Annotated in this window: 10 protein-coding genes; 3 read left to right on the top strand and 7 right to left on the bottom strand. The window is 42.0% G+C overall.

The genetic code is table 11. From position 1 onward, the window contains the following. Window positions 1-72 precede the first annotated feature (72 nt). The 4 genes from CAL7507_RS03235 to CAL7507_RS03220 form a co-directional block, all read right to left on the bottom strand. Window positions 73-981 carry an aspartoacylase gene (locus tag CAL7507_RS03235; RefSeq protein ID WP_015126992.1) on the bottom strand — a complete coding sequence of 303 codons (909 nt, stop codon included), beginning with the start codon at window positions 979-981 and terminating at the stop codon, window positions 73-75. Window positions 982-1,089: 108 nt separating this feature from the next. Beyond that, entirely contained in the window at window positions 1,090-2,655 is a 1,566-nt protein-coding gene (locus tag CAL7507_RS03230) for a sodium/solute symporter (protein WP_083862867.1), read from the bottom strand. A 61-nt stretch (window positions 2,656-2,716) separates the two neighbouring features. Beyond that, window positions 2,717-2,992 carry a DUF485 domain-containing protein gene (locus tag CAL7507_RS03225; protein ID WP_015126990.1) on the bottom strand — a complete coding sequence of 92 codons (276 nt, stop codon included), beginning with the start codon at window positions 2,990-2,992 and terminating at the stop codon, window positions 2,717-2,719. 377 nt (window positions 2,993-3,369) lie between these two features. Beyond that, a complete protein-coding gene (locus CAL7507_RS03220; RefSeq protein WP_015126989.1) occupies window positions 3,370-5,916 on the bottom strand; it encodes a vWA domain-containing protein in 2,547 nt (848 codons plus the stop codon). A 478-nt stretch (window positions 5,917-6,394) separates the two neighbouring features. Between CAL7507_RS03220 and CAL7507_RS03215 the strand changes: the two genes are divergently transcribed. Beyond that, the gene (locus CAL7507_RS03215; RefSeq protein WP_015126988.1) at window positions 6,395-7,363 is read left to right on the top strand and encodes a TauD/TfdA family dioxygenase; all 969 of its coding nucleotides are present in this window, start codon (window positions 6,395-6,397) and stop codon (window positions 7,361-7,363) included. Window positions 7,364-7,424: 61 nt separating this feature from the next. On the opposite strand, the gene CAL7507_RS03210 is transcribed toward CAL7507_RS03215, so the two are convergent. Further along, window positions 7,425-8,444 (bottom strand): isopenicillin N synthase family oxygenase, encoded by a 1,020-nt coding sequence (locus CAL7507_RS03210; protein ID WP_015126987.1) that lies wholly within the window; start codon window positions 8,442-8,444, stop codon window positions 7,425-7,427. 241 nt (window positions 8,445-8,685) lie between these two features. Between CAL7507_RS03210 and CAL7507_RS03205 the strand changes: the two genes are divergently transcribed. Both CAL7507_RS03205 and CAL7507_RS03200 read left to right on the top strand, forming a co-directional pair. Then, the gene (locus tag CAL7507_RS03205) at window positions 8,686-9,141 is read left to right on the top strand and encodes a Chromate resistance protein ChrB (protein WP_015126986.1); all 456 of its coding nucleotides are present in this window, start codon (window positions 8,686-8,688) and stop codon (window positions 9,139-9,141) included. A gap of 763 nt (window positions 9,142-9,904) precedes the next feature. Further along, complete coding sequence (locus tag CAL7507_RS03200; RefSeq protein ID WP_015126985.1) at window positions 9,905-10,432, top strand: sterol desaturase family protein; 528 nt, start codon at window positions 9,905-9,907, stop codon at window positions 10,430-10,432. A 367-nt stretch (window positions 10,433-10,799) separates the two neighbouring features. On the opposite strand, the gene CAL7507_RS03195 is transcribed toward CAL7507_RS03200, so the two are convergent. Both CAL7507_RS03195 and CAL7507_RS03190 read right to left on the bottom strand, forming a co-directional pair. Then, window positions 10,800-12,233, bottom strand: a complete 1,434-nt coding sequence (locus tag CAL7507_RS03195; protein ID WP_015126984.1) for an amidase — start codon at window positions 12,231-12,233, stop codon at window positions 10,800-10,802. 37 nt (window positions 12,234-12,270) lie between these two features. Next, complete coding sequence (locus CAL7507_RS03190; RefSeq protein ID WP_015126983.1) at window positions 12,271-12,894, bottom strand: flavin reductase family protein; 624 nt, start codon at window positions 12,892-12,894, stop codon at window positions 12,271-12,273. Between the last annotated feature and the right edge of the window lie 201 nt (window positions 12,895-13,095).

Below are 13,095 nucleotides of genomic sequence, written 5' to 3'. Positions count from 1 at the left end.
CTTGTACTGAGCTTGTCGAAGTATCCAAAATCCAAAATTGTTTGACACTTGCTTAAGTCCTAGTAAAAATTTTCAGTTAAATTGTTGATTCATATCCTTAATACTAATCTGCTGCTGTTTAGTCAAACACATCGCAATGCCTTTTTCATAATAAGCTGCTTCATTGATAAAAATCGGCCAGACAGTTGATTTACTCTCATAAGCAATGGTTTGACCATCTAAAGTCAAAAACATTGGATCTCCTGGGTTTAACGCTTGATAATCTCTGTCCTGAAGCTCTGGATGAATCATGGCTGTGATTGCGCCATCCTCATTTTTAGGATAGTCTACAACCTCCAAATGTTGATAAATAGTCAGCGGAATATTAGTTAATTCTATTTCTCCTAAGTTGAACTTTTCTAGATATTCTAGTATTGTATGAATAAGTTCCTCTGTTTGTTGAAATAGGCTTGCTCTCAAGATACCTTGAGCGATTGGGCCTACTTCAATTGCAAAGCCTAATTCGCATAGAGAATTGAGAAATGGGTTGTCAGCAACTGATGGAAATGAACAACGATAAACCTTGACTAGAGGGTTAATTTGACTAAGGTAAGCAGCTAGTTTCAGATTGAAGGGATGACTGTTTACCAGAATGATTGTGAGACCCATATTAGCTGTAGTGCTGTGCAAGTCTAAAATAAAATCCGCCGGGGAACTTCCTTTTGAACCCAAGATTTTATAGATTGACTTGGCGCGCATTTCTTCATAGCTGCCTAAATAACGGTTTTGTAAATCTTGTTGGAGAAAACAGCGGTTTAAGTCTTTATCCAGATAGCGCCGTGCTACTTGAAAAGCTCTAGGATTAGCTAGCAGTGTAATAGTTACAAAACTGGATTTAGTGATGAGATGAGGAAACTGGGTAAACTTTTGAATTAGATAAGCTCCCGTAAACTCATTACCATGAGTTCCACCGACAATTGCAACTCGACTTATTTGGTTCACAATTTCACCAACTCCAGTATGCAACTATTATTAAAAACCTTTGTAGAGACGCTACATTTTACATCTCTACACCAATATTCATACAGTTAACTGTATGAATCCATCCTCCTAAAAACCAATATGGATACGATCCTCGACTTCGGAAAATTTTTCTTCTGCTGCTTGTTCTCTACCTAATAGAGAAACAACAATTCCCACAATAAATGCTAGGGGAATCGTCACTAATCCCGGATTTTTCAGTGGGAAGGGTGCGGTAGCGTGCTGAAGAATTGTGATTTGAATTGTGGGGGAGAAATAAATCAGCACCAAAGAAGAGAAAGTACCCACTAACATACTCGCTACTGCACCTTTAGTGGTGAAGCGTCGCCAAAGCATAGATAGCAGTAACGCTGGGAAGTTAGCACTAGCAGCGATCGCAAATGCTAAACCTACCATATAAGCCACATTTTGTCCCTTAAACAAGATACCTAACAACATCGCTAAAGCACCTAAAAGCATTGTCGCTCCTCGTGCCACTTTCAGCTGTTCTGACTCGTCAGCATGACCACTACGCACTACATTCACCCATAAATCGTGAGATAATGCAGCCGCACCTGAAAGCGTCAAACCCGCAACTACTGCTAAGATTGTGGCGAAAGACACTGCAGCAATAAAGCCTAAGAACGCATTCCCCCCTAGAAATTGTGCCAACATGGGTGCTGCCATGTTACCACCGGTACCAATTTTCTTGATGGCATCTTGACCGACTAGCGCCATCGCCCCAAAACCCAGGATAAAGGTAAGGAGGTAAAAAGCACCGATGAAAGCTGTAGCGTAAGTCACAGAAGTCCGTGCGGCTTTCGCATCTGGTACTGTATAAAAGCGCATCAGAATGTGGGGTAGTCCAGCGGTACCGAACATCAACGACATCCCTAAAGAAATAGCATCCCAAGGGTCAGAAACCTGTTTTCCTGGTGCTAAAACACCGGGATATTTATCAGCCGCAGCAGCGAACAGCGCTAGGGGGTTGAAGCCAAATTGTGCGAGTACCAAAATAGCTAACAAGATAGTCCCACCTAATAGTAGAACTGCCTTGATAATTTGTACCCAAGTAGTGGCAATCATCCCACCAAAAATTACATAAGCCATCATCACACAACCAACGATGACTACGGCTAATTCATAGTCAAACCCAAAAAGTAGTTTGATGAGTTCACCAGCCCCTACCATCTGAGCAATTAAGTAAAAGCTAATTACTGCTAACGTACCAATAGCAGCTGCTATCCGCACGGGTTTTTGCTGCAGGCGATAAGCCACCACATCAGCAAAGGTGTATTTGCCCAAGTTCCGCAGTGGTTCTGCAATCAGGAACATGACAATAGGCCAACCCACCAAGAAGCCGATAGAATAAATTAAGCCGTCAAAGCCGTTGAGTGCTACTAGCCCCGCAATCCCTAAAAAGCTAGCTGCACTCATGAAGTCGCCAGCCAGGGCTAGCCCGTTTTGGAAACCGCTGATATTTCCCCCAGCCGTGTAGAAATGCTCTGTATTTTTGGTTAGTTTTGCCGCCCAGAAGGTAATGCCTAGAGAACTCGCCACAAACAGTGCAAAAAAGGCGATCGCCAACGGGTTAAAATGACCAAGACTAGCTATATCTACTACTGCCATTGGTAGATCACACCACAAACTATTCATGCCCATATTGGTTGATATTTTGAATTTTTAATGTAAAGAAAGCTAATAGTTATCAGTCAATTCATTTGCGTGTCAGCCTGGCGATTTGGTCATCGTAACTGTTATTAGCCCAACGGACGTAGAGAAATATTAATACCCACGCTGAGATAATCACCAGCGCCCCCAGCAAAATACCCAGGCTAAGTCCTGGGACTACTAATGATGCCAATAAGGGCTTATTAAACGCAATTAGCAAGATAAATCCAAAATAGATAAACATCATCGCTCCACTCAGGAGCAGGGATACTCGCCAACGTTCAGCCGCTAGAGACTGTAGAGCTTTTGTGCGATCGTTCATGTCTTCCTTTACGTTGAGAAGATTAGGACAGATTGTCTCACCTAAATAGATTTCTGTGCAATTATCTTAAAATTTATTAGTAAATAAATTAGTGCTGCACAAAAAGAATATAAATAAAATAAAATTAAGGCTAAAATACAATACTTACGTAGGTTGAGGAGCCACTGCGTTGGATGGGTTTCCCGGCTTGTTTGCCCTTAGCGTTCCCACAGGGTAGCAAGTGGCATTTGATGAACGAAACCCAACATGATAGACTTACGGCAAAAGTCAAAATAAAACTAAAAAAACACGGATGAATAACAATAATTCATCCGTGGTTCGGTTTCAAAACCCTTGACTTATGCAAGAGGTTTTATATATAAAAAAGGGTTTAAAATTTACTCTTCTACACCAACAGCAACCTTTTTGGTGTAATATTCATTCTTGGCATAAACACTAATAATGCTGTCGCCAACTATAAAAAATGTACCTTCTTGCTCATCTTTAGAAAACTGCAAATTAGGATATTGTGCTGCAAGTTCTTCAGCAGTCATCGCTGTTGCTGACATCTCATCTGGTAATAATCCAGTAGCACCAATATAGAATACTAAAGGAGAGATATCATCGCGGTAAATTTTTTCAGCGTACTTCTCCAGCTTAGTATGTGCAGCAGTCAAAGCTGTAACCATTTCTTCTTGGCTGACATGCTGATTGCTCTGTTGATCGCGCAATACCCTAATCAAATTATCAGCACCAACTTTTGTCAAAATAGTTGTAACTATGCCATGATTTTCTAGACCAAGAAAGTCATCAAAAATTACTTTCATCAATTCATCAACTTTGGTAATTTTGATGCGACTTGAAAGTGGCTTATGTCTAAAAGCATAGTTTTCGTGAAAAGCCATTTTCAAACTAGGATTGATCAAAATTTCCCCAGTTTCTTTGTCATGCACTTGATACACTCTGTCAAGAAATTTGTTCGCCGAATGTAGCTTATGAAGATTGAGAATATCTTGACTACCGATGTCGATTTTGTAGCTGACTCTTGAGTCCAGTGTACCATTAATCAAAGCTTCCTTGATATCATTGTATTCATTAGTTGTGGGGAAGTTGATATAAAGGTTCTTAGACAAATAGTGCTTTTTCAAGTCATCCAACTGTGCGGGTAAAAACATATCTGATTCTTCTTTCAGATAAGCAGCTATGATACTAGTCATAACTTTGATTCCTGCTAGCTGATCAAATAAGCCATCAATGCTGCTGTAATTTCCATCGATAGGTACTAGTGGCAAATTATCAAATAAGATGGTATGTTGCTCACGAAAATCGAATTTATCGGCGGTTAATACACCCTTTTCCTTGAGTAATTCAAAGGTCTTTTTATTACTAATTTTGACCTGTAAAGATTTTATATTTACTTCACCGTCACTCACAATTGTATAATTATTAAAGCTAGTTAAGTCATTAACTAATAAACCTGCAACTTCAAGAATTGGGGTTTTATCTTCAGCTTTTACAAGCTTAACTTTACGGTTAACGAGCATGTTAATGGTGGCAGTATTTTGATTAATTTCAAACCTACCCATACCGACATATTCACCATTATCTATATATTCTGTTCTCAACCAAGGCTCGATCAATTCCCCATGCTGATCTCTCACGCCATTAACGCGCTTAATCCCTTTTCTCTGATAGTTTTCTTGCAAGTGCTTGATATTAATTATGATGCTATTATGATGTTTTTCAAAAATTTTAATAAGCTCTAGAAGAGAAATCTGATTGTTAATCTTTACCATATCTAAAATCTCATGTTTTTGTAAAACACCGGGGGAAAAGAGGACGCTGTCAATATCTTGAGCAAATTTAGCTATATCTTGATTAGTGAGTGCTTTGGAGTGTCTTTCCATTAAAGTTAAGTTAAAAGTGCTGGCGATCGCATATTTAGCAGTATGCAAATGTCCCTCCACTAAATTAGCCCTAGCAAAAGCATAAACAGACTCATGATTTTGTGCTATTAGCACATCTTTTAGTTGCTCATAAACCTGTTGACTAATTTGCTTAAATTTATAGATAATCCCTTCATCTTCTGGTTTCAAACCGAAGATTTTTAGGGTCTGGTTTCCCCCATTAATTTTTCTAGCACTCCTTGATAAAAATACTTGATAACTATAATCTCCTGACAAGGTTTCTTCTATTGCCAAATCCACTTGATTACCTAACAACTTGGCAGTACTATACATAGCATCATAAACTTCTTTGACATTGCCAGCTTTTATACATCTTCCTGAGACAGTATTCGCAATTTTGGCAAGTAGTTTAAAATCTGAAGAATTAGAATAAGCAATAGTGTTAACAAACACGTTCATGTGTTTTAATTCATTGCATATTTTTTGAATAGCTCTAGCTTCAGTACTAGGACTACTATCATTAGCATAGCCATCGCTATGCAAAGTTATCGCCGTAATTTCTCCTTCTTTAATCAGCGATTTTGCCACTTGTATTGACTGGGATATACAAGTGAGATAGCTAGCTTGAATGTTTTTAATCGCTTCTAAGTAAGGAGAATTTGTTTGCATCACTTTTTGAATGGGAATTCTCTGAAAATGACAAGTCACATCTCCCTGAGAAGAGTAAGAAATCAGGCTAATGACTAGTTGATAATTAATGTATTCATCTAGTGTCAATAGTTTAATCAATGTCTCTTTTAAGGCATGAATATCATAATACATTGATCCAGAACGGTCAATGATAATAATACTATGAGCAACCTGTCTTTGAGGAAGATTATGCAGCTTTCTTTCTAACTTGAACTCGTCTACTAAATAGTATGCTTTCTCTTTACCTGCAAAGTTATAAAGCGTGAATTTTGTTCTATTATTCCTGGTAGATATTTGACTAGCATCTAGAGAATTTGCAGTCAAAAATTTTCTAGCTTTGTTTGCCATATTTACACCTTCTCTAATTACATTAATGACTCATTAACATGTCAAATTATGGATGTCTTTTTTCTACTGGTTGATATGCTTACCAGTTAGAGAAAAATGATGCTAAATCCACAAAAAATGGTCATGAAATTTATGCCAATTCAATGTTAAAATTGACGAAAAAAGTACAAGTTTTTGCAGGGATAATTGAATTCACGCAGTGAATCCTAGGGGCGTTCAATCACTACAAATTTGGGATATCCCTAGAAAATTTGCGTCGCATACTCAACCAATACTGATAACTATATAGTACACTTGTACTATTAAAATGTCAACGAAATCTGGCGATCGATTATTCCCAACCTCTAAAACCAGGGCGATCGCACTTTCCAGAAAAGCTTGTGATCTACTTATTCACGTAGCATTTAACTACAGTGATTTTATTCTACGGTAAATCTATCAAGTTAATGTAGAATAAATAAAACTCTGGAGAAGTCACATGGGCTACAAGCACATAGAAGTCAAACAGGTAGCTGGTTTCACAGGTGCAGAAATCAGTGGTGTAGACCTTTCGCGTCCTCTGCACGACGATGCGATCGCTGAAATTCGTAAAGCATTGTTAAAGTGGAAAGTCGTGTTCTTTCGTAATCAGAATATCGATCACGTCGCACAGATTGCATTCACATCTCGTTTTGGTGAAGTCACCTACGCCCATCCCCACGAAGATGAGCCGATTGAAGGCTTCTCAGAAATCCTACCAATTGACCGCAGCCGCTACGAGCGCCGCAATGGTTTGCGCCGTTCCAGCTACGAGAACCGTTGGCACACCGATGTGACAGCAGTTGTCAACCCCCCTGCAGGGTCAATTTTGCGTGCTGTTAACGTCCCCAGTTTCGGTGGTGACACCCAGTGGACTAATCTAGTCGCAGCCTATGAAGGCCTGTCAGCACCCTTACGAGCATTAGCAGACACATTAAAAGCCGAACATCGCTTTAATGCTCGTCTACGGCTCCCCAGCAGCAGCAAGCTCGTGCAACGCATCGCTGCAAATCCCCAGGTATCGATTCACCCAGTAGTCCGCGTTCATCCAGAAACAGGCGAACGTGCATTGTTCGTTAACCCTGGCTTCGTCTCCCACATTCTTGACGTGTCACCACAAGAGAGCGACTTATTACTTGAGTTGTTCTTTAACCAAATTACCAAGCCCGCCTACACCACCCGTTTCCGCTGGAACAACGGTGATATCGCCTTCTGGGACAACCGCGCCACCGCACATTTAGCTCCGCAGGATCTAGATCATATAGAAGTTGAGCGTGTACTCTATCGCACCACCATCACCGGTGATGTTCCAGTCGGTCCCGATGGTTTCCGCTCGCAAGTGGTTGAAGGTGAACCCTTAACCAGCCAATTACCAACCGTCTTGAAGAAAAAAGCCGAGAAGTTAGAAGCACAACCAGTGCTTTCTTAAGCTACAGAATGGTAGACAGGGCTACAGAGATATTCCTTAGCCCAGTTTACCAACTTAGTTTCTACAAAACTGCACGTCGCAACTCTGGGAACACTTTAGACACCTTACCCAAAACATAATCGCCATAGGTTCCACGAAAATCATGAACGCTAGCCCCATCCCAGCGTTCTTTGCTATCGTCATTCACCACTGCATCCAGTTCAATTGGTTTCACCTCAACATCAAAATTGGGATCAAAAAAGAACGGAAACGAAAGACGATTTTTTCCTGAAAAATTCTGCACACGATGAGGTGTAGATTTATATAATCCTCCCGTCATGCGATCGAGCATATCGCCGATATTACACACAAACGAACCAGGAACCGGTGGCGCAGCAACCCAGCCTGACTTGGATTTCACTTGCAACCCGCCTAAGTCATCTTGTTTGAGAATAGTTAAAACACCATAATCAGTGTGTTCACCAACACCCCATCTGGGTTGATCATCTAAGTGTGATAAATCAGGAGGATAATTAAAGATGCGAAACAGCGTCAGCGGCTCCGAAGTGTAACGATCAGCAAAGTAAGATTCTTCTAAACCCAGGCTGAGAGCAATACCAGCGATGAGAGTGTGTCCCAAGTTTGTCATCGCCTCCATATATTCCAGCACTGTCTCGCGGAACAGGGGAATATTGGCTGGGAAGAGGTTAACACCATGCATCGGTGTGTCAGCTTTCACAAGGGGGTGATCCTCTCCCAACTCAGCACCAAAATAAATACCCTCCTTTAAGTCAGGCTTACCTGATGTCAGTTCACCTCCAACAGGAAAATATCCCCGCCAAGCTTTACCACCTAAAGCCATGCGGATTGCGAGTTTTGTCTCTAAATCTTGAGCAAAAAACCCTCGACTGAGTTGTTCTAGCCGTTGCTGCAACTCTTCATCTACGCCATGTCCGATAATATAAAAGAATCCCCATTCACGGCACGCCTGAGCAATTTGATCTGCTACTACAGAACGATCGCCTTTACCAAAAACCAGTGGCTGAATATCAATAATTGGAACTTGCGAAAATCCTTCTACCGCCACTTCTAAGGTTATCATGCTAGGCTTCTCCTCTTTGTGAGTCATCTAACTATGAACTAGACTGCATATAGCGGTTCTCGGTCGGATGCAATACAACAGAGGGCGGGGAAACCCCACCCCTACAGGATTTGCGATTTAAAACTGTACCTCACTAAGAAAGAAAACCGCTGTCTTTCAAAAATATTAATTATTCTCCTCCTCTTTTACTCCATACTCTTCCTCATCTATTATTTTTAACTTTAAATCGAGGTGTCAAAATTTGAGTTGGATAGTTTTTTCTTACTCGCTACCTTCTAAATCCTCTTCTAGTCCTCGTGTCACGTTGTGGCGACGGTTGCGGCGATTGGGAGCTATTTCACTGAAAGGTAGTATTCACGTATTGCCTGCTTGCGATGAGTGTGTTGAATCTTTCCAGTGGTTGGCTCAGGAAGTTCAACAGGCGAAAGGTGAGGCGTTGGTGATGCGAGTAGAGCTTTTTGAGGGATTAGCCGATCAGGAAATCATCGAACTATTCCGTAAAGCCCGCCGCGAAGAATATCAAGAGATTGAAACCCAAGCAATTGAACTCGAAAAATCTGTAAGAGCGATCGCCACTCCCGAAAATCGCACCAATATATATGAAACTCTAGAAAAGCTGCGTAAACAATACACCGACTCTTCTTCCCTGCGCTCACGAGAAAGTCCCCAATCCACCAACCGAGTTCCGCCGAGTTGAACTCAAAAATTAAATCCGCATTGGGTCATCTGCAAAGTTACCAGATGCCCCGAATTTTATCGATATAATCATAAAAATTTGCATCTTGTGCCTGAGTTCTGCAAATTTGGCGCGCATTTGCTCCAGTTAGCTGATAAATTTTAAAGAGAATCTTAACCTAAATTTGTACCAGTTTTAACTCAACCTTTGCTAATACCGTAAGCCTTAGTCAGAAGATTGTGAGGTTACTATGGCAAAATACAATATCCAATTGGGGTTTAGATGTATCAATTCCATCAACCCAGAGCCAAAATTCACGTTGGAGGCTCTTACAAGTTGCTGTTCAATGCGTTTAGGACATGGATTCATGAAATTGCAACTTCCTAGAATTACATAGATTCTGAGCATAATAAAGTGGAGCGTAAATCCACAAGGTGCTTTGATGCGAAAACTGGAGGACACTACGTTGTGGAAAGATTATGGCGGGAGGCTTTCTTCTTACAATACTTCGGAGGGTTGGCGAGGCAGCGCGTTGCCAAACCTGTGCCGTGGTGAGTCAGCACTGCACAAAGAAGTCTGATCTGCAAAATTGTAGATCATATTTTTTCCTGCTATCGCAGACGCTGTGCCAACGGAGAGGTTAACCCAACCCAGGTGACTGCCATCCCGTTATCGGCGAAATACCTTTCCAACGGGTAACAAGTGTCCATCGTCGCGTCCACGCACACACCATGAGATTTGCATTTTTTCTGTGGAGTTTTCTTACTAAACTTGAGGAGTACAAATGCTTGAGGCTATCGCTGTTGCTTGGCTATTACTATTTTTTGGCGATTTCCTATCTACCTTCGTTTATCACGTACCCGAGCATGTTTTTGGTAGCCTCCACCTGAAAACACACCACTCCTGGAAGAAAGACTTCCGCCACTACGCTATTTTGACCTTCAATGCCCAGGTTCTTTTAGATGGTATCCTTGGTGCTTTGCCTTATGTGCTGATGGGAGTAGTTCTGTGGTCTTTCTCACCAATTGGCGTGATCGCTGGATTGCTCTTGGGTCAGTTTCATGTATGGTGGAGACACGTCAGTGTTTTGGATTGGCAAACTCCAAAGTTTGTGACTTTTTTGTGTCAAATTCTATTTATCACCACTCCTGAGAGACATTGGCTGCATCATCAAAAAACTAACCAGGGTTTTGGTGATATTTTCACTTTCTTTGAGCAACCATCACTAGTTTGGATGCGTTGGTTACGTTTGCTCAGGGTTTATTTCCGTTACTCACGTGTCCAGTTGGGGCTAACAGCTTCTAAAGAATAGTAGCGCAGTTAATTTAAAATTCGTTTTGAAAATAAGGTAAAACCAATTTCAAAAAAGAATAGGCTAATACACTTTTAATTTGCATACTCAGGGCGGGCAAGATGCCCGCCCTTGCTATAAGTCGAAGAACCCGCCTAAAGCAGTGGCTCCCCTATCAGAGTTTTCATCTTCAGGGTGGGATGCAATCAAATGTCGCATAGCTGACGACAGATATTACATATCCCCCTCAAGTTCACAACTAGTGGTTTGTCAATTTTGTTTTGAGGGGTTTTTGGTAGTGCGGGCCGAAAAGCCCGCGTGAGCGAGACGCTCACACTACAGTCCCTCATTTCAACCCTGACAGACTACTAGTGTGAGCTAGGGGGAATCAATTATCTGATAAAAACTGCTCTGGTGTTCTAAAAGGCTGGAAATTTTCGTAGGTTTTAGCGGCACGCAACACCAATATATCTCTATATTTTGCACTCACAATTTGCATTCCTACAGGCAAACCATTTTGAGTAAAGCCACAAGGTACTGATGCGGCTGGTTGTTGAGTGAGGTTAAAAGGATAAGTGAAAGGAGACCAGTTCAGCCCTTGAGGGTAGAGAGATGACTGAGGTGAGGTTTGGCCGACTGGAAAAGCTGTTACAGGCAAGGTGGGAGTAATCAGCAAATCGTAAGTTTGGTGAAAATGTTGCATGTATCGACCAAGGTCTTCCCTCGCATCGTTGGCACTGAGATATTCTGCAAGGCTAATGCGATCGCCTTCTTGAGCATTAGCTCGCAAGCCTTCTTCAACTAAAGCTTTTTGCTCTGGGCTAAATGAACGCAGTAGTTTGGCGGCTCCCGTTACCCAAAAAGTCCGGAAGATTTTGTAGGGATTCTCAAAACCGGGATCAACTTCCTCGATAATGGCTCCTTGCTGTGCCAACACATTGACTGCGGTTTTCACCAATGCTGCTATCTCCGGTTCCACCTCGGCATATCCTAAATTAGGGCTGTAAGCAATTCGTAATCCAGCCACACCGCGATTTAGCTCCCCTACATAATCCTCCTGATCATCAGGTAACGCATACCAATCACGAGGATCAGGATGAGCGATCGCATTTAGCATCAGTGCTGCATCAGTTACATTGCGAACCAAAACCCCAACATGAAACAATGTGCCAGTGTGGGCTGAGGGATAACCGGCAATCCTCCCAAAACTAGGCTTAAAACCAAAGACACCTGTAAATCCTGCCGGCAATCTCGACGATCCCCCACCATCAGTAGCGAGGTGGAATGTACCCATACCCAAAGCCGCTGCCACCGCCGCGCCGCCACTACTTCCCCCTGCTGTGAGATCCAGATTCCAAGGATTGCGTGTAATTCCAGTTAAGGGAGACTCGGTGACACCTTTCCATCCAAATTCAGATGTTGTGGTTTTACCAATAAATACCGCCCCCTGTTCTCGCAATCGCGCCACGGCTGGCGCATCTTCTGACCAAGATTGATTGGGCGTAATGGCTTTGCTACCGCGCAGAGTCGGCCAGCCTTTAGTTAACAGCAAATCCTTGACCGTAGTCGGGATGCCATCAACAATACCCAACGGCTTACCCTGCAGCCAACGAGCTTCAGATGCACGAGCTGCTGCTAAGGATGATTCTTCATCAACAAGCGCAAAAGCATTAACTAAGTGATTATACGTAGAAATTCTCTCTAAAGCAACCTTTGTTACTTCTACAGGAGAGAGCGATCGCTGTTGATATAGTGATACAAGTTCACTTGCAGAAAGATTGGTAATCTCAGCTGCTGATTCTGGTAGACGAGTAGTAGTCATAAAAAATGGGGAATAACTGGTTTTTCTCCCTAAAGCCTCAAATTTTCGGAGGCTGGGAAGCAGGACGGGTAATTTCAAATAAATCTTGGGTGCGGGTATACCAGTTTCCCGATAGACGACCGATCGCATGTAGTTTGCTGACATCAATGGTGTTTTGCGGTGTCAGCAAATCGTCGCGGACATGCCATAGCACAGCCTCAGCAATAATTAATCCCGATTCGCTTCCCTCATTACCAATATAAATTACCTGTTTCAGCACACACTCAATATTAATTGGCGACTCAGCCACTCGTGGCGCACGCACTCGTTGTGAGGGTATGGGGGTTAGTCCCGCTACCTGGAACTCATCCACATCTGGAGGGAATTCACCACTAGTGAGATTCATTTCGTTCCCCAATTCTTCGGAAACTATATTGACTACCAGTTCTCCCGATTTTTCCACATTCACCAAAGTATCCTTTTTAGTCCCACGCCGAGAGCCACTGGAAATGGCTAGAGTCGGGGGATTGCCTGTAACACCCATAAAGAAGCTAAATGGTGCAACGTTTGGTGTCCCATCACTGGCAATGGTTGATACCCAAGCGATCGGTCGGGGAACAATGGAACCGATGAGTAATTGATAAGTGTTTCGTGGGTCAATTTGGGCAGGATCAATAATCATGTAAATTTTCCTGACAAAATTAAAATTTAATCTCCCAAGGCTGATTCAAGCAGTTTCTGCTTAAGATTAACAACTGCTATTGCTTTTTCCTACTATCTATGGGATGTTTTTACTCAGCAAGTATACTACAGTTATTCGACCAAGTTACCGTAGTTTTAACAAAAGAGCCATTAATTCAAGTGTTCAGGTCGATGTAATGAA

The organism is Calothrix sp. PCC 7507 (genome assembly GCF_000316575.1).
Taxonomy (GTDB): domain Bacteria; phylum Cyanobacteriota; class Cyanobacteriia; order Cyanobacteriales; family Nostocaceae; genus Fortiea.
This window is presented reverse-complemented; position numbering and strand designations above follow the sequence as displayed.

What these genes read in the sequence shown, in the direction of transcription:
- CAL7507_RS03230 (WP_083862867.1), bottom strand. Translation starts at nt 2,655, where the DNA reads ATGAATAGTTTGTGGTGTGATCTACCAATGGCAGTAGTAGATATAGCT.
- CAL7507_RS03225 (WP_015126990.1), bottom strand. Translation starts at nt 2,992, where the DNA reads ATGAACGATCGCACAAAAGCTCTACAGTCTCTAGCGGCTGAACGTTGG.
- CAL7507_RS03220 (WP_015126989.1), bottom strand. Translation starts at nt 5,916, where the DNA reads ATGGCAAACAAAGCTAGAAAATTTTTGACTGCAAATTCTCTAGATGCT.
- CAL7507_RS03215 (WP_015126988.1), top strand. Translation starts at nt 6,395, where the DNA reads ATGGGCTACAAGCACATAGAAGTCAAACAGGTAGCTGGTTTCACAGGT.
- CAL7507_RS03210 (WP_015126987.1), bottom strand. Translation starts at nt 8,444, where the DNA reads ATGATAACCTTAGAAGTGGCGGTAGAAGGATTTTCGCAAGTTCCAATT.
- CAL7507_RS03200 (WP_015126985.1), top strand. Translation starts at nt 9,905, where the DNA reads ATGCTTGAGGCTATCGCTGTTGCTTGGCTATTACTATTTTTTGGCGAT.
- CAL7507_RS03195 (WP_015126984.1), bottom strand. Translation starts at nt 12,233, where the DNA reads ATGACTACTACTCGTCTACCAGAATCAGCAGCTGAGATTACCAATCTT.
- CAL7507_RS03190 (WP_015126983.1), bottom strand. Translation starts at nt 12,894, where the DNA reads ATGATTATTGATCCTGCCCAAATTGACCCACGAAACACTTATCAATTA.